This is a genomic window from Sutcliffiella deserti (assembly GCF_020037475.1).
GTDB lineage: Bacteria > Bacillota > Bacilli > Bacillales > Bacillaceae_I > Sutcliffiella_A > Sutcliffiella_A deserti.
On sequence record NZ_JAIQDB010000001.1, the window covers coordinates 187252 to 203661 of the forward strand.

At 37.0% G+C, this 16410-nt stretch carries 16 protein-coding genes; 2 read left to right on the plus strand and 14 right to left on the minus strand.

The window, feature by feature from the left end; genetic code table 11:
* Positions 1–7: 7 nt before the first annotated feature.
* The 9 genes from K9B36_RS00905 to K9B36_RS00945 all read right to left on the minus strand — a co-directional run bounded on the left by K9B36_RS00905 (position 8) and on the right by K9B36_RS00945 (position 9816).
* Positions 8–547, minus strand: a complete 540-nt coding sequence (locus tag K9B36_RS00905; protein ID WP_223700071.1) for a YtxH domain-containing protein — start codon at positions 545–547, stop codon at positions 8–10.
* A 354-nt stretch (positions 548–901) separates the two neighbouring features.
* Positions 902–1399: a hypothetical protein gene (locus tag K9B36_RS00910; protein WP_223700072.1), complete on the minus strand. Its 498-nt coding sequence runs from the start codon at positions 1397–1399 to the stop codon at positions 902–904.
* 432 nt (positions 1400–1831) lie between these two features.
* Positions 1832–3091 carry a glutamate-5-semialdehyde dehydrogenase gene (locus K9B36_RS00915; RefSeq protein WP_223700073.1) on the minus strand — a complete coding sequence of 420 codons (1260 nt, stop codon included), beginning with the start codon at positions 3089–3091 and terminating at the stop codon, positions 1832–1834.
* Between the two features lie 30 nt (positions 3092–3121).
* Complete coding sequence (gene proB / locus K9B36_RS00920) at positions 3122–4240, minus strand: glutamate 5-kinase (protein WP_223700074.1); 1119 nt, start codon at positions 4238–4240, stop codon at positions 3122–3124.
* A gap of 34 nt (positions 4241–4274) precedes the next feature.
* Entirely contained in the window at positions 4275–5117 is an 843-nt protein-coding gene (gene proC, locus K9B36_RS00925; RefSeq protein ID WP_223700075.1) for a pyrroline-5-carboxylate reductase, read from the minus strand.
* Between the two features lie 437 nt (positions 5118–5554).
* Positions 5555–6760, minus strand: coding sequence for a DUF4129 domain-containing protein (locus tag K9B36_RS00930; RefSeq protein ID WP_223700076.1), 1206 nt, complete (start codon positions 6758–6760; stop codon positions 5555–5557).
* Complete coding sequence (locus K9B36_RS00935; protein WP_223700077.1) at positions 6753–7922, minus strand: DUF58 domain-containing protein; 1170 nt, start codon at positions 7920–7922, stop codon at positions 6753–6755. The genes K9B36_RS00930 and K9B36_RS00935 overlap by 8 nt, the downstream gene beginning before the upstream one ends.
* A gap of 2 nt (positions 7923–7924) precedes the next feature.
* Positions 7925–8860, minus strand: a complete 936-nt coding sequence (locus tag K9B36_RS00940) for an AAA family ATPase (protein ID WP_223700078.1) — start codon at positions 8858–8860, stop codon at positions 7925–7927.
* A gap of 164 nt (positions 8861–9024) precedes the next feature.
* The gene (locus tag K9B36_RS00945; protein WP_223700079.1) at positions 9025–9816 is read right to left on the minus strand and encodes an ATP-binding protein; all 792 of its coding nucleotides are present in this window, start codon (positions 9814–9816) and stop codon (positions 9025–9027) included.
* A 129-nt stretch (positions 9817–9945) separates the two neighbouring features.
* Here K9B36_RS00945 and K9B36_RS00950 point away from each other — a divergent pair, with 129 nt between their 5' ends.
* Positions 9946–10371, plus strand: a complete 426-nt coding sequence (locus K9B36_RS00950; protein WP_223700081.1) for a DUF2621 family protein — start codon at positions 9946–9948, stop codon at positions 10369–10371.
* 30 nt (positions 10372–10401) lie between these two features.
* On the opposite strand, the gene K9B36_RS00955 is transcribed toward K9B36_RS00950, so the two are convergent.
* From K9B36_RS00955 to K9B36_RS00965, 3 genes are all read right to left on the minus strand, one after another.
* Positions 10402–10896 (minus strand): CcdC family protein, encoded by a 495-nt coding sequence (locus K9B36_RS00955; RefSeq protein ID WP_223700083.1) that lies wholly within the window; start codon positions 10894–10896, stop codon positions 10402–10404.
* Positions 10897–11037: 141 nt separating this feature from the next.
* The gene (locus K9B36_RS00960) at positions 11038–11397 is read right to left on the minus strand and encodes a response regulator (protein WP_223700085.1); all 360 of its coding nucleotides are present in this window, start codon (positions 11395–11397) and stop codon (positions 11038–11040) included.
* A gap of 94 nt (positions 11398–11491) precedes the next feature.
* Entirely contained in the window at positions 11492–12205 is a 714-nt protein-coding gene (locus K9B36_RS00965) for a cytochrome c biogenesis CcdA family protein (protein WP_223700087.1), read from the minus strand.
* Positions 12206–12542: 337 nt separating this feature from the next.
* Here K9B36_RS00965 and K9B36_RS00970 point away from each other — a divergent pair, with 337 nt between their 5' ends.
* On the plus strand, positions 12543–12731 hold the full coding sequence (locus K9B36_RS00970) for an aspartyl-phosphate phosphatase Spo0E family protein (RefSeq protein ID WP_223700089.1): 189 nt from the start codon (positions 12543–12545) through the stop codon (positions 12729–12731).
* 45 nt (positions 12732–12776) lie between these two features.
* On the opposite strand, the gene K9B36_RS00975 is transcribed toward K9B36_RS00970, so the two are convergent.
* Together K9B36_RS00975 and K9B36_RS00980 are read right to left on the minus strand one after the other, a co-directional pair.
* A complete protein-coding gene (locus tag K9B36_RS00975) occupies positions 12777–14570 on the minus strand; it encodes an ABC transporter ATP-binding protein (RefSeq protein WP_223700092.1) in 1794 nt (597 codons plus the stop codon).
* A 3-nt stretch (positions 14571–14573) separates the two neighbouring features.
* Positions 14574–16322 (minus strand): ABC transporter transmembrane domain-containing protein, encoded by a 1749-nt coding sequence (locus tag K9B36_RS00980; RefSeq protein WP_223700093.1) that lies wholly within the window; start codon positions 16320–16322, stop codon positions 14574–14576.
* Between the last annotated feature and the right edge of the window lie 88 nt (positions 16323–16410).

Consider the following 16410-nt stretch of genomic DNA (forward strand, 5'->3'; position numbering starts at 1 on the left):
TTTTTTATTAACCCAATTGTCCTGGCACTTTACTAGTAGTTGTACCAGCTGTTGTCTTAGGGATGGAAGCACCGTTAGTATTTGAACCCATGCTTTGACCCTCACTGTCATCCATTACTTCTTCGCCTGCTTCTTTCACTTTTCCACCGATATCTTTTATTTCAGATGTGACTTCTTTAGCAGTGGAAAGAATATCTGTTGAATCTTCTTTTACTTGATTAGCTTGCCCAAGAATATTTGTGTTTACTTTTTCATAAAGACTTTGAGCATCGTTGATTGCCTCTTTCAGTACGGAAGAAGCAGAGTTTAGTCGTTCTTGCAGGTCGCTTTTCACTCCTGAAGGATTGTTTCTGACTTGGCTGTACATATCCATTGTAGAATCTTTCATGTTTTTTGTTGTGGAAGTTACTTTGTTTCTTGTGTTTGAATCAAGCATTGCAATTGCACCACCAACAACAGCCCCCATTACAACGCCTTTTAATAGCTTACCATTTTTTTCGTTTTCGGTAGTTGTAGATTCATTAGTATAAGTAGCAGTTTGTGTCATAATTAATTCCTCCTGTATGTTTTGTGAATTTGTTGTCCTACTCTTTACTTTCCCGATATTTTTTCATTTAAACTATTTGAGCATTATTCTTTTTTAAAGGCTTTTCTCGTAAGCTATAAGCCCGTAAAAAATCGGTGTTTGGATTTTTTACTGTCCCATTCATTCAAGATTAAGATTAATATTTTAATTTAATAGGAAAAGTGGACGACAGCAACGATTGTAACTGGAGGGATACCTCTTACGTAAAAGCAACAAACCATGAAAAAATAGCCTTTTTAAACAGATTCTATTCAGTTTATTAGTATAAAGAAAAGAAGCATGACGAGTACTTTCCCGCCATGCTTCTTCACTAATTTAAGGTATATCTTCTTCGTTTACTAGATACCATTCTCTAACTTTCTTTGGCCAGAAATCACGTGTATAGGCCTTAGGTTTGAACCCGCCGAGCTCAACCATAACATGTTCTGCTTCCACGTTTACAATATAGTAATCTTCATATGGAGTGGCAGTGATATGTTGAACCTTCTTGTTACTTTTAGCAAAAAACTCTCTAATTTCAGCTTCTGCTATAGAAGTAACTGTCAGGTTATCGTTTGCAACATACGCTTCCTCTTGAGTGTCTTCTTTAGTTACGTTTGTTTTTCTTCGAGATAGTTTATTGTTTATCTCATCTAACAGTCGAATAACTTCTGCAAACCCTATAAATAACATTCCACTCACAAATGTACTAAAGAATGTCATTGTGGCTTGCATTAGACTTGTTTCTGTTGCAATGATCAATGCAATAATAAATCCAAAACTTATAACAACAAAACCGATCACCATAAGTATTCTTGATATGATATTCTGCATAACCTACCCCTTCTCTACCTTAGAAAAATCCTTCAAATTAATTTGTATCATATTGCCTTTTTTGCTTATGTGGGATAGATTCTACCATTTGAATAACTCCAAATAAAATCACACCAAAAATAAGCCAGAAAAAACGGTCAGAGTATTCAGATACAGAAAAAAGAAAGAGCACTGAGAAAAATAACAAGATGATACAATAAATAATTTTATAGTATTTACTCAGAATTCGTTTAACGACAGTCAGAACTGACAATGTTAGGAAAAATATTGCTAATTGAATTATGCCTTCTATAACTATATTATTATTGATTGTCCTTCACTTTCCTTATTAAAAATTTGTTATAAAAGGTATTTCCACAAATCGACATGAAAATCCTGCCTTAATAGTAAAAAAAAGCTATACCCTAAAAAAAGGTATAGCTTTCCGTTATATTATCTAATTTGACCTGTGCCAGTCATTTGGAATTTCACTGTTGTAAGTGCTGGTAAGCCCATCGGACCTCTCGCATGCAGTTTTTGGGTGGAAATGCCGATTTCTGCACCAAAACCTAATGCCCCACCATCCGTAAACCTTGTTGATGCATTATGGTATACAGCAGCAGCATCGACAAGTTTAAGAAACTTACTTGCGGTAGCCTTATCCTCTGTAATGATTGCTTCGGAGTGTTTGGTCCCATATTCATCAATATGATCTATTGCATCATCTAGGCTATCTACCACTTTTACAGCGATATCTAAACTTAAATATTCGTTCGCCCAGTCTTCCTGGTCTGCTTTTACAGAATCTGGGATGGCCTGAACTACTTTATCGTCTCCATGAACGCCGATATTGTTCTCTTTAAACATTTGAATTAATGCATCCTTATGTTCATTAAACCATTCTTCATGCACTATTAATGTTTCTGCTGCATTACATACTGCAGGTCTGTCTGTTTTAGCATTCACAATAATTGATAAAGCTTTTTCTAGATCGGCAGCCTTATCCACATAAAGATGGCAATTGCCTACTCCCGTTTCTAATACAGGCACGGTGGCATTTTCGACCACGGCCTTGATTAAAGAAGCACCGCCACGTGGAATTAGTACATCAATATGTTCTTTCATTGTAAAAAGTTGCTCAGTCGCTTTTCTATCCGTGCTCCCAATAAATTGGACCGCTTCCTTTGGGATAGCCGTGGAATCTAGTGCTTTGTGTATCACATCTACGATTGCTTGGTTCGAGTGAATAGCAGAGCTACCACCTTTTAGCACGATCGCATTTCCTGATTTTAAAGCAAGACCTGTTGCATCTACTGTTACATTTGGACGAGCCTCATAGATCATTCCAATAACGCCCAATGGAACTCTTACTTTTTCCACATGAAGACCGTTCTCTAATGTCCACTCTGAAAGGATATCGCCAATTGGGTCTTCCAGTTCTGCCACTTCTCTTAACCCGTTAGCAAAATCAGCGATTCGTTCTGCTGATAAGGAAAGGCGATCCATATAGGCGTCATTGTAGCCTTTTTCGCGTCCTTTTTCTAAATCTTTCTCATTGTGTTCTAATATAAAGGCTACATTACTCTCTAATGTATTGGCAATCTGTTTTAAAATACTGTTTTTTTCTTCTGTTGATAGCAAACTCAAAACCTTCGCTGCTTTTTTCGCTTCAATTGCTTGGGTTTCTACATTAACTTCTGTTGTTAAAGACATCAAATTCCTCCCTATTATTCTACTAGATAATTATATTCCTACTGGTATGGAAGCTTCTAAATGACAAACTAAATCATCATGTTTTACTACTTCCATTTTATATTCTGGGCCGCTTTGATCGTATTCGCGCAGCTGGTCCGAAGAATAATTTACTACCCCTAGCCCAATTCGCTTTCCTTTATAATCAAGAATTCTAACCACAGAGCCTTCTTGGAAATCTCCAATAACCTTATTAATATTTGAAGGTAAGAGCCTTTGCTTTCCAAGCATGGAAATATCGGCATTCTCAGCAAGAAACACTTCCCCTTCAGGACCAGAGTTAAAAGCAATCCACTGTTTTTTATGATTTAAATTGTTAGAAGTATCCTTTGAGTCAAAATAAGTGCCTACTGCTTGTTTTTCAAGCGCTTGTAGAAGAATTCCAGGTACACCTGCTTTTCCTAAGAAAGCTGGAATTCCTGAAGCCATCGCAATTTTCACTGCATCAATTTTTGACTTCATTCCACCCGTGCCGACAGCACTGCCAGAATCACCAGCGGCCGCTTCGATCTCAGGGGTTATTGCTTCCACGTTTTTCAGTAAAGTTGCATCAGGGTTTTTTCGGGGATCTGCATCATATAATCCATCAATATCAGACATAATTAGTAGCATATCAGCATCAACGAGGCCTGCTACCTTGGCTGAAAGAGTATCGTTATCGCCAAATTTAAGTCGATTAACTGTTACAGTGTCATTTTCATTGACGATCGGTACAATACCACGCTCTAGAAGAACATTTGCAGTGTTACGCGCGTTATTGTAGCGATTTTCATCTGAAAAATCTTCACGAGTTATGAGAATTTGAGAAGCTACATACCCGTTTGATAATAACAATTCAGAATATGCTTCCATCAAAAGCCCTTGCCCTATTGAAGCTGCTGCTTGTTTTTCTGGTAAAGAAGTTGGCCTATTGATACAACCTAACTTACGATACCCAGCTGCTACTGCACCTGAGGAAACCAGGAGAACTTCATAGCCTAAATCCTTTAATTGAGCTACTTCATCCACTAGTCTTTCTAACTTACGTCTGCTAATTTCACCGTGTAAACTTGTTAAAGAACTGCTTCCAACCTTTATTACCACCCGTTTTATATCTGCTGCGGGGTTCATTCAATCACTCCTGTTTTAATCTTTGTTGTAACATTCAAGATAAGACCAATACTTTTTCATTTTCCATACTTATTTCTCTCGATCGACGTGCTGCACCTTTTATGGCAGCAGAAATAGCAGTACCACCACCATTTTCTCTTAGGGCTTCAAGACCCGCCGCTGTGGTACCATTAGGAGATGTTACTTTCTTCCGCAAGCTTTCAGGTTCTTCGTTATTAGTAAGCATCATTTTAGCTGCACCTAGGATAGTTTGTGCAACCACATCTCGCGTAACATCAACATCCAATCCGGCTTCGTTCGCTGTTTTTTCCATATGTTCCATTAAATAATAGAAATATGCGGGGCCGCTCCCTGCTACTCCAGTAAAAACATCCATTTGTTCCTCTTCAATCGTATACACTTTCCCTATCGTCCCAAGGATAGCCTTTGCATCCATGATATGATCAGGTCCTACATGATTTCCCGTAGAAATAGCAGTAGCTGATTCTCCAATCATACTAGAAGTGTTAGGCATTACTCGAATAACCGGCTGTTCACCTTGTAAGCCTTCTTCCATATAACTTGTAGAAATACCAGCTAGTACGGAAAGTAACAATTGGGTTGGCTTTAAATGATTTTTCAAAGAGGAAAGTGCACTATCTATATCTTTCGGTTTCATCGCAATTACAATAATATCTAATTCGTGAAGCTGTAGATTATCCTTTGTCACACCACGAACACCGTATTTATCTTCAAGTTCAATTAATCTTAATTGATTGGATCTATTACTGACGACAACATTATCTGGCGGCACAATTTTACTTGCTACAATTCCAGATACCATCGCTTCAGCCATGGAGCCTGCACCTATAAAACCTATAACTTTATCTCTCAGCATCTAATCTCTCCTGTCTTTTCCGTGCGGTTTTTATTCAACAGATTTATAGTAACATGTAGAATAAAAGACTTTAAGGGGGTTTCCTTCAATAGCGTGCATAAGAGCCAGATAGTGAGTGTAAGCGCTACCAAACATATGACATTCATTCTTAAGTTCCTCTGATGATGAATAAACCCTCTAAACAACGAAATATGGCTGATTTTAAGCATTAGATTTCCCTACGGTCCCCTTACTTCTGATTTAATTTTGCTCCAATCATCGCAAGATTAACTTTTTTATCAACACACAACTTTAACAGAGCCTAATTTAAAAAGAAAAGAGCACGACATTAACGATTGAAACGGGTGGTACCCGCTTACGTAAAAGCAACAATCAATCGAAAACAGTCTTCCAAAAAAAGAAAGCGTGCACTCCATTAGGAATGCACGCTGTTCTTCTCATCCTGCTTTGTTCAATTTTTTTATTACCTTACGAAGGTCGTCAGCCAAGTGTATACACTGTTGTCTTTCTTCAAGAGATAATTCAATATCTCCATATCTTACTTTGGCATATAATTGTATAAATTCTTCTTTTAGAAACGTTTCGCGCTTAAGCCATTCCTCGAGTGTTTCGTGAGGAAATCTTCCATGTTTTTTCTTCTGAGCCTGCTTTTCTAAACTATACATCAGCCTTCTCACCTGATTCTCAGGCGGCTTTTGCTTTCTTCTAAAGAGCTTAAAGTTGTCCGCTTCTTTTGTCATCCTCATGTGAAGCATAGGCTGAGCGGTTTCATCTTCCTCGTCTCTTCTAACCCTTTTCTTTCTTAAAATAAAAAACACAACTAAAGCAATGAAAAGGAGAATAAAAGCGATCACCAATGGATTGTCAAACATGTTCCCTGTTTGGGGTACGACTTCTGGCACAATTTCTTCATTCTCTTCAAGTTCTACAGAACTTACCTCTTCTTGCCCTCTTGGCTTTACCTCCCAATCATGCAGGCCTAAAAGATAGAATAGCGGAATTGCAATTAGTTTTGTAATAAAAGTTAAGACTTTACCAATGAACTCAAAGGACGAGCCTATCAACCATTTACCTAAAGTTGCAAAAACTCCTGCAAATGCTAATACTGCTCCTAAAACACTTGCTGATGCAATAAATACAATTTTCTGTAACGGTCTATTTCCTTTTAACGAGAAAAAAGATTCACCACTATAAAGAAATATTACAAGGAAGAGCTGACTTACAAATAGAAAGAGTAAGTTATTGCTATAAGGGTACTCCATAGCTACTGCACTAACATAGATGATAGGCATCCAAAAGAATGAATGCAGCAATAAACTGTAAGTGGAGACAGGTTTACCTTGCACAAAGTAAATAAAGCATCGATAGGATAAAAATAATCCTACTAACAAAGATACTGTAAGATGATAGTGAAAAACAAAAAGAATTAATGCAAGAACGGGAGCCACAAAAATAATGGCTACATAAGTTTGTGGTAATTTTGCAGTTAAACCCATGTAAATGATTATTCCAACCACATACGCCAATAAAAAGCCTGCTATGGATGGAAATATACCTTGATCTAAATGGAGTATCAGAACAAAGAAATAAATTATATTAAGTTCCATTAAAATTGCAAAACCATGTTTCCAATTATCAGCCATGTTGTACCTCCTGACTCACGAAAGAACGCCATTGATGTAAAGAATATGTTTGATCTGAAACAGCCAGTCCATAAACATGAGAAGTGGTGGGCATATGCCAGCCAGCTACACTCTCTTGATCTGCACAAACAATGACATATGGAGAACTTAAGGCATGCTGATACGTGATCTTTTCAAATGAATGCATCCCAATGGCTACACTATTAACTTGTAATCTAGCAAGAAAAGTTAACGCCAACTGTAAATGTCTTTTCCCTTCCCCGTTTGGAAGTTCAAAGTAAGAAGGCTTTCCAACTTTCTTACTATTAACGATTAAAGAAAAAGGGATATGGTTGGAAGCAGCATGATGCAAAAGAAATGTCACAACCTTTATTCTTTCTTCTAAATAGGATGCACGAATATCTAAGACAATCAGCCAAGAAAATTGAGAGCTTCTTTCGAACATTTTGGTCTGGAGCCCAGCCATTCTTGCACTAGCTTTCCAATGAATTTTATTAAAAGGATCTCCATTTTGGTAATCTCTTGTTCCAACTATCGTGGTCAAATCTTCAATTATTGCTGACTTAGAAGGGTAGTTACCTTGATTTTTAGGAATGATCCTTTTAAGCCCAGATACTTTCCTTTGATCCGAATAGACCACCACTTCCAATTTGGTAAGATCGACTTTTTGAAGATACACCTTTCCGTAATCGATAAAGTGACCGATTTCAATATCAACACGATGGATCTTTGCAACGCCTCTTTTTTTAGCTATAAACGGAACCTCTATTTGTAATTCTCTTTTTCCGAAAATCGTGAATGGAATTTTTATTAAGTTTAATTGTTTTCTTTCTTCTCCAATGTGAAAGCTGATATTCTTATCTACCGCTAAGAGGACAGACCCAAAGAAAATAGGCAACCATGATTGTTGCTCAATTTTAATAGTGAATTTCCCTTCATCATTCGGAAAAAGTTTAATCTGATCTTCAACGATACTAAACTGCAGTTTTCTTCCTACAAACTCTAAGTAAAAATAACTGGCAAGGAAATAGAACATAAATAAACTGCTGATAAAAAAGAAAATGGTGTTTCCACTTAGGAACCCACCCACAAGAAGAACGAAAGCCCCCGCTCTTAAATATTTGTGTTGGTTAAGGTTGTCAATTTGCTGGTTCCACTTCATTGCTATATGGTCGCTTCCACAGGCACACTGACACGGGAGAGCACCTCATCGATAATCTGCTTATTGGTTTTCTTTAAAGATCCTTCCATAGTAAGGACGATTCGATGACTTAGGACATATGGCGCCATTTTCTTAACATCTTCAGGAAGAACAAATTTTCTGCTTTTAATAAATGCGTTTCCTTGTGCTGCTCGCATTAAAGCCAACGTTCCACGTGGACTGACACCCACCTCTATTTCTTCATGATCTCTTGTGGTGTGTATAATATCCAAAATGTAATCCTCCACTACCGAGGAGACCTTTATGCTATTTACGCTTTTTTGGAAAGACAATACTTCTTCTTTAGAAAAAAGGGCAGTAAGTTTTTGTATAGGTTCCTCGATTCGATAACTGTTCATCATCTGTTTTTCTTCTACGAATGTTGGATACCCCATATCAATTTGAATGAAGAATCGGTCCATTTGAGCTTCAGGCAATGGGAATGTCCCTTGCTGCGATTCGATTGGGTTTTGCGTTGCAATGACCATGAATGGACCTGGAATTTGCATCGTCTCTCCATCTATTGTCACTTGTCTTTCTTCCATTACCTCTAGCAAACTGGATTGTGTACGAGGAGTAGCACGATTTATTTCATCTGCTAATAAAATATTTGTCATAATTGGACCTGGTCTTAGCTCGAACTTCTGGTCCTTTGGATTAAAAAATTGAATTCCTGTAACGTCACTTGGCAGCACATCTGGTGTAAATTGAACACGTTTAAACTGTGCATCAAGCGTTTTAGCAAAGCTCTTTGCAAGCATCGTTTTTCCTGTTCCCGGTACGCTTTCAAGCAGAACATGTCCCTTATTTATTAATGCATTAAACATTAATTCCACCACGTCATCCTTCCCTATGATAACACTAGCCATTTCACTTTTTAGTCGTTGGATTGTTTCCATTTACTATGAACACCCCTTGTATTATCTTTCTATTTAGAATTATTTTACCATTGATTAACTTTCAAATATAGACAAATTTCCCCCAATAGAAAACGATAATTTGAAAAGACAAAAAAACGCTCATTAAGCGGGTACACTTAACTGAGCGTTTTTTTGTCTTTTCTTTAGTCCTTAAACATAGTTAGATCTTTCGTGCGGTAACTTTCTGGAGTTACGATTGAGATTAATTGGTTTTGGCTCATTTTATTTTTTATTCGATCAGCTATTCGCTCTCCATAACGTTTCGTTAGATCACCTGGATGAATATTGGAAGTAAAGACAATACTCTTTCCTTGTCTCTGATTTAAGATGGAATAGATCGTCTGGTCTACCCATTCACTGATACGCTCAACTCCCAGATCATCGAGAATCAACACATCTACTTCAGAAATTGCTTTCATAAATTTGCTTTCGGAATATCCAGAATCATTTTCCCATGATGCAACAATTGTGTCCATAAGCTTTGGCACATCAAAGAACATTGCTGTAATATTATTTTGCTTAAAATATTTATATAAACCTACAGCCAGGTGGGTCTTGCCCCGACCAGTACGGCCATAAAAATATAGATTTTCTTTTCCTGTAAACTGGTCAAAATAGTCTATTGTGTTGGCAAGGGCGTCCCCTTGGCTAGTATAATCCATCTTAAAGTTTTCAAGTGTCGCATTTTCCAGTTCTTTTGGAACAATACAAAACTGCTCAAAGTATTTATGTTTTCTTCTTTTTTCTGCTTGCATCGTTTCAATTGCTAATCGGCAATCACATTCATTTTCAAACTCCTGCCATTGCCCTTTGTTTTCCCCACCAATGATCTGCATCCGCACGCGTTTAACTTCTCTATTACATTTAGAGCATACTCTACTTGATAAAACTTCTGTTTTCCCCATACTGCCTATCACAGCGCCAATTTTTTTCATTATGTCCACCTCCAGTATAAATATGGCTTTTTTATATATTTTTAATTTGTCTTTATGTTTTACTAGTGCAATTATAATAGTTTCAGGTATAATAATACAAGAAATGTTAACGAGTTCGGAGGGAAGAACATGTTAACCGGATGGTTTTTATGGTTAATTTTATTTTGGGTAGTTACAATGATTGGATTACTTGCCATTGGCGGTTTTTTCATGTTTCGCAAATTTTTAAAGCGTCTGCCAAAAGAAGATGGAATGTCTGAACTGGACTGGCAGGATTATTATATTAAAGAAACACGTGAACGTTGGCCAGACGATTTGTTGTCACTGCTAGAGGAACTTGTCTCTCCTGTACCGGAATTGTTTAGAGATATCGCTAGACAAAAAATTGCTGGTAAAATTGGCGAGCTTGCCTTTAAGGAAAATGCGCCTATTATTACAAAAGAGCATGTCATTAGAGGCTATATACTAGCAACGCCTAAACGTGATCACAAATTTCTTATTAAAACGCTAGAAAATCTCGACATTGATCAAACCCCATATCAGCACCTTTTCTGAGATTCATTAAAGGAAAATAAAAACCTCGGTTTACACCGGGGTTTTTATTGTTGATAGCGTTCCACCACTTTCAAGCTTCTTATATTTCAAATACATCGCTATTCTCCAAGGAACAATCATCCCAAAAGCAAGCAGCCAGAACATTCCGGTCAACTCTCCAAGATCAATTGTTGTACTTAAAACCAATTTCATTACAATCCGAATGACCAATAAACCTAAAAGGATAAAAACGAATGCTTTTGAACGTTTCAAATAAATATCTGCATCCCTTATTTCGAACTTAGATGTTTTGATAAGAAAAATTGAAAAGATTGCACCAACAGCGAGTGCTTCAACAATCTGCAGTGAATTTACACGAAACTCAGGAAATAAGAACATTAGCGCTCCGCTACTCATAAATATCGGAGGCAGTATAATTTTTTTCACCGAAGAGGGTTTTTTTGCTGCTTTCATTCTAATAAAGATGACTAGTAGCGCCATACATACAGCGAAAATCGTAGATAGAATAGTTTGCACAAAGATCATCCTTTATTTTTACAACTTTTTACCTCTTACTATTATACCGAAAAAAACAAATAATAAAAGTAGTTAATCGGTGTTATTATAAAAGCCATAATAAATAAACTACCATTCTAATAATCTTGGAATGGTAGTTTACCTAAAAAATTAGCCTAATACTCTTTTTACCGCCTCTAAAACCCTGCTTTCATCGAAAGGCTTTACAATAAAATCCTTCGCGCCAGCTTCTATTGCCTCAACAATTAATCGCTGCTGCCCCATTGCTGAACACATGATAATTTTTGCTTTTGGAAACTGTTCCAATATTTCACGAACCGCTTCAATTCCGTTCATTTCTGGCATGGTAATATCCATTGTCACTAGATCAGGTTGAAAGTCACGATAAAGCGAGACAGCTTCCTTCCCGTTTTCCGCTTCCCCGACAACAGCGTGGTTGGCTTTTGTTAGAATGTTCCTTATTGTTAGCCTCATAAACTTTGCATCATCCACCACTAAAACATTAGCCACCGCAGAAAACCTCCTTATGTCCTATAAAAAAAGTTATATCCAATTTTTACTTTACCCTTTTTAAGATAAGGAAGCAACTAATAAAACTATTCTTTTAGAAACCTTGAAATCCGCCGGTTATTCTAGATAACCAAGCAATAATTTTTGTCATCCAATCGAAAAACAAGAGAATCCCCATCGCAATCATCGAATACCCACCAATTTTCATAATTAGCAAATGATTCCGTTTAATCCAATCTAGTTTTCCTACAAAGAAAGATAATATAAAAAATGGAATGCCAAACCCAAGTACATAGGCAGTCATATATAGCACACCAGAGGAAGGGTTATTCGCTGATAATGTGAATACGGACGCTAAGATAGGACCTGTACACGGTGTCCATCCAGCAGCAAATGCCATCCCGATTAAAATCGTTCCGAGGTATCCTGAAGGTCGATTTTTAAAAGAGATTTTTTTATCTTGCATAAGGAATTTGGGTTGAAATACCCCAACAATCATAAACCCGAAAATGATGATCAGAATGGCCCCAACTTGTCTAATCAAATCTTGGTAATTTGTAAAAAAGTTCCCTATAAAAAAAGTGGTCCCAAAACCAAGCGTAATAAAGATACTAGAAAAACCTAATAAAAAGAATATTGTATGTATAATACTTCTTCGTTGCAACATTCCTTTATCTGATTTAAGCTGCTCCACAGATACTCCTGTTATGTACGATAAAAAAGCAGGGTAAATAGGGAGTGTGCATGGTGAGATAAAGGATAAGAATCCAGCACCAAAGGCTAATAATAAAGTAATATCTGCTTCCATATTATCACTGCTCCTACACGATTGTTCTCTTTATGGCTGTGTTAGAAAAGCTGTTGATTTCAGCTGAGGTTTACACCTTATTCTCCAATCATCAGCTTGAGAAGCGCTATTACCGACACTCCTCTATAACAGAGCCCTCTCTATAGTAACAGATTAACCAGATTATCGTAGCACTTCCCACCATTATTCTATGTCAAAACCATGACAATCTTTCTTTCTCAATGAATATCTTCCATTCAAAATTTAAAGTCCCATTAACTTGAAAATATTCTTTGAATTCCCTAAAGTATTCTTGTATAATAATGATACCAATTGGAAGAAGAAAGGAAACACAACTTTGGCTACTAAACAGGAGATTTTACAACTTATAGAAAAAAAACGGACGGAATTAATTGATATTGTTGCTAACTATGGAATGTCCTCGACTAAAACTTTAAAAGTAAGCCAAGAACTAGACATCCTATTAAATAAGTATAACCAGTTAATTGTTCCAAAATATAAGGCTGATTCTGATATGTACATCTAGAACCATCAAATCTGATGGTTCTTTTTGTTCTATTATAAGTAACGTTCAAATAACGGCATTTTCTACTGTATCCGCTTGCCCGTTTTGTAAAAGGTACATTTTGTAATACAAGCCCTCTTGCTTTAATAGCTCCTGGTGCGTTCCTTGTTCTACTATTTCACCTTGATGTAGAACCAATATACAGTCCGCATCCTGAATGGTGGAAAGTCGATGGGCAATAGCAATCGTTGTTCTTCCTTTTCGCATTTTTTCCAAAGCTGCCTGAATCGCTTCTTCTGTTTCCGTATCAATGTTGGCAGTCGCTTCATCCAACACTAAAATTTTTGGTTTCACAGCAATAGTTCTTGCAAAAGCGACCAATTGTCTTTGACCACTTGAAAAAGTAGCCCCTCTTTCTACAACTAATTGTTCATACTGATCAGGAAGCTTCTTTATAAAGGTATCCGCTTGTACAAACTCGGCAGCATCTCGAATTTCTTGGTCGGTTATGGATGGGTCATGCATTCGAATATTATAGTTTATCGTACCATAAAAGAGAAAAGGGTCCTGAAGAACTAGCCCCATCTTTTTACGAAGTTCCTTATCTTCAAAATTCTTCAATTCTACACCATCTAATAAAATCTGGCCATTTTTAATCTCATAAAATCTCATAAGTAAATTGATAATCGAGCTTTTCCCACTGCCTGTATGCCCAACCAGTGCTATTGTTTCTCCAGGATTCGCTTTAAAGGAAATATTTTTTAGAACATCCCTTTTGCCGTCATAGGAGAAGGTGACATTTTTAAATTCAATCTCACCTTCCTTAATAACCGGAGCTAGCCCTTCTTTTTCTGAGATTGGAGCCAGTTCTTTTTCATCAAGTAAATCAAAAACTCTGGATGCAGAAACGATTGCCTGCTGATACATCGAGAGCCTCATCATCATTTGATTAACAGGTTCAAAGAAGCGTCCTAAGTAATTGACAAAAGCATAAAGTACACCAATCTCTATAACGTTTGTAATGGAGGATACACCAAAGTAACTTAGCACCAATATTAAGGATAATACATAAACAAAATCGATAGCCGGACGCAGCAGAAGGCCGTCTAATTTAATATTCTTAACTCCAGCTTGATAATGAGCTTCGTTAATCTCAGAGAATTCCTTGCGCAGTCTTCTCTCTTGCCTGAATACTTGAATAATCGACATGCCCTGCAAAGATTCGTTAAGCTTTGCATTAAGCTGACTTAACCTTTCCCTCATATCCGAATAATACCTTGAACTGAAGTAGCGATATGCTGCCATAATTCCTAATATTATAGGAATAATAAACAGACAAAATAAGGCTAATTGTACATTCAGATAAAACATTGCCAGGAATATACCTATTAAAAATACACCATTTTGGACAAAGGTTGAAATTACACTAACAAACATTTCTTTAATGGCCTCGGTATCATTTGTTACTCTCGAAACGATACTACCACCTGGTGTTTGATCAAAAAACTTTAACCCAAGAGTTTGCACTTTTGAAAATACATCAATCCGAAGTTCTTGAATGATCTTTAATGATATTTCCTGAAACTTCAGTAATTGAAAATAGGTCACGGTAACTTTCAACACTAACACACCAATATAGAGAGCCGCGAGGAAGAAAATAGGACCTCTTTCCATAGCTTGAGGTGTCAAGTAATCATCAATGAAGATAGCGATGATAAGCGGCCCTGCTATTTCCCCCACAGTTGCTATAACCAGCAGCAAAAAAGCAAAGGCAAATTGCTTCGTATGGGGCTTCGCATAGGATAAGAGTCTTTTTAATACTTTTCTTTGTTCTTTAGCTGAGATAGATTGATTGTTCATTATTTAGCCCCCATGCTCCACTAGGGATTCTAATTGCTGACGGTGATACATTTGACGGTACCATCCGTCTTCTTCCATTAACTGTGCATGTGTCCCTTTTTGAATGATTATCCCGTTATCTAGGACCAATAATGTATGAGCGTGCTGTATGGCACTTAAGCGGTGAGAAGTAATGATTGTTGTCTTTCCTTGACGATTTTCTTTTAATGAACGTAAGATACTTTCTTCTGTTTTTGCATCAACAGCTGAGAGAGAATCATCCAATAATAATATTTCAGGATCAAGCAATAGTGCACGAGCGATTGATAATCGCTGTTTTTGCCCTCCTGATAAGGACACACCTCGTTCACCGACCATCGTTTGGTAACCTTCAGTAAATTGAATGATATCTTCATGAATGTTCGCAAGTCTCGCAGCATTAATAACTTCTTCAAAAGACGCGTCTGGCACAGCGAAAGCTATATTATCCTCTATAGTAGCTGAGAATAAAAAATGATCCTGTGGAACATATCCAATTGCTTTCCTAAGAGCTTCCAGAGAATAGTCACGAATAGAATAAGAACCGATTGAAATGGATCCATTTACTCCATCAAATTCTCGTAAAAGCATTTTAAGTAGTGTTGTTTTACCGCTTCCTGTTTTCCCTACCACGCCAAGTGTTTCCCCTTGTTTAATTTCAAAACGAATATCATTGAGTGTTGGCTCTTCCGTTGTAGGATAGTTGAAAGTACTTACATCATATCTGATGTTACCTGTAGGTATATCTTCTCTTGCAGTCTCTAGATCTTTTATATCTACTTCTTCTTTTAAGAGGGAGGATACCCTGTCATAGGAAGCCCTGCCACGTTCTACAATATTAAAAAGCCATCCAAATGCAAGCATCGGCCATATTAACAATCCTAGATACGTAGTGAAGGCAATCAGCTGCCCAATTGTAAGCTCATTTTGCAGAACATAGTAGGAGCCGAATACTAATGCTAGAAAAAAGGAGATTCCAATTATTAGACCGATTGTGGGGTCAAATAAAGAATCAATTCTTGCAACAGTAATATTCTTTTTCACTACATCTTCTGCTTGTTTCTCAAATGTATGTATCTCTTCTTTTTCTTGTCCAAATGTCTTAATTACCTTGATTCCATTTACACTTTCCTGTACTTTATCATTTAATGATGAAAAAGCGGCTTGTGCTTTATGAAAAGTTTTATGCAGCAGCGTTCCGTAATAACTCGTGGATAACGCCATAAAAGGTAACGGGATTAAACATATTAATGTCAGTTTCCAACTGATGGTCGCTGCCATTGCAACAAGAACAAATCCGCCTGTCATTAGAGAGTCGACTAATGTCAATACTCCAACCCCTGCTGTTTGCTGTATGGCTTGCAGATCATTTGTTGAGTGAGCCATTAGGTCTCCAACGCGACGTCTTTGATAAAAGCTTGGCGACATTTTTGTGAAATTTTCGAACAGATTATTACGCAACAGTCTTGCTAATCGTACTGACGGACCAAAGATTAAAATCCTCCAAATGTAGCGAAGAATATAGACAATGATTGCTGTCCCCAATAGTACAAGCATTAATTGCCAGATTAATTCTTCCGTTAAATTCCCTTCTGCAATATAGTCTACCGTTCGACCCACTATCATAGGCGGGATTAACTCCAGTAGTGCTACTAATGAAAGAAGGAAAACTCCCGGTAGGTACGATCGTTTCTCTTGTTTAAAAAACCACCACAAGTCTTTAAATATACTCATTGTCGCTCCCCCGATATTTCTTTCTATATTCAACTTAAATAGTTTAGCAAAAATTCAAATATTTAGGAAGATTATTTTTTCTTATTTT

Excerpts from the sequence above, each read along its gene's own strand:
- K9B36_RS00955 (WP_223700083.1), bottom strand. The coding sequence starts at position 10,896 with ATGATCTTTGTGCAAACTATTCTATCTACGATTTTCGCTGTATGTATG.
- proC (WP_223700075.1), bottom strand. The coding sequence starts at position 5,117 with ATGCTGAGAGATAAAGTTATAGGTTTTATAGGTGCAGGCTCCATGGCT.
- K9B36_RS00945 (WP_223700079.1), bottom strand. The coding sequence starts at position 9,816 with ATGAAAAAAATTGGCGCTGTGATAGGCAGTATGGGGAAAACAGAAGTT.
- proB (WP_223700074.1), bottom strand. The coding sequence starts at position 4,240 with ATGAACCCCGCAGCAGATATAAAACGGGTGGTAATAAAGGTTGGAAGC.
- K9B36_RS00965 (WP_223700087.1), bottom strand. The coding sequence starts at position 12,205 with ATGGAAGCAGATATTACTTTATTATTAGCCTTTGGTGCTGGATTCTTA.
- K9B36_RS00935 (WP_223700077.1), bottom strand. The coding sequence starts at position 7,922 with ATGAAGTGGAACCAGCAAATTGACAACCTTAACCAACACAAATATTTA.
- K9B36_RS00905 (WP_223700071.1), bottom strand. The coding sequence starts at position 547 with ATGACACAAACTGCTACTTATACTAATGAATCTACAACTACCGAAAAC.
- K9B36_RS00940 (WP_223700078.1), bottom strand. The coding sequence starts at position 8,860 with ATGGAAACAATCCAACGACTAAAAAGTGAAATGGCTAGTGTTATCATA.
- K9B36_RS00950 (WP_223700081.1), top strand. The coding sequence starts at position 9,946 with ATGTTAACCGGATGGTTTTTATGGTTAATTTTATTTTGGGTAGTTACA.
- K9B36_RS00975 (WP_223700092.1), bottom strand. The coding sequence starts at position 14,570 with ATGAACAATCAATCTATCTCAGCTAAAGAACAAAGAAAAGTATTAAAA.
- K9B36_RS00930 (WP_223700076.1), bottom strand. The coding sequence starts at position 6,760 with ATGGCTGATAATTGGAAACATGGTTTTGCAATTTTAATGGAACTTAAT.
- K9B36_RS00915 (WP_223700073.1), bottom strand. The coding sequence starts at position 3,091 with ATGTCTTTAACAACAGAAGTTAATGTAGAAACCCAAGCAATTGAAGCG.
- K9B36_RS00910 (WP_223700072.1), bottom strand. The coding sequence starts at position 1,399 with ATGCAGAATATCATATCAAGAATACTTATGGTGATCGGTTTTGTTGTT.
- K9B36_RS00980 (WP_223700093.1), bottom strand. The coding sequence starts at position 16,322 with ATGAGTATATTTAAAGACTTGTGGTGGTTTTTTAAACAAGAGAAACGA.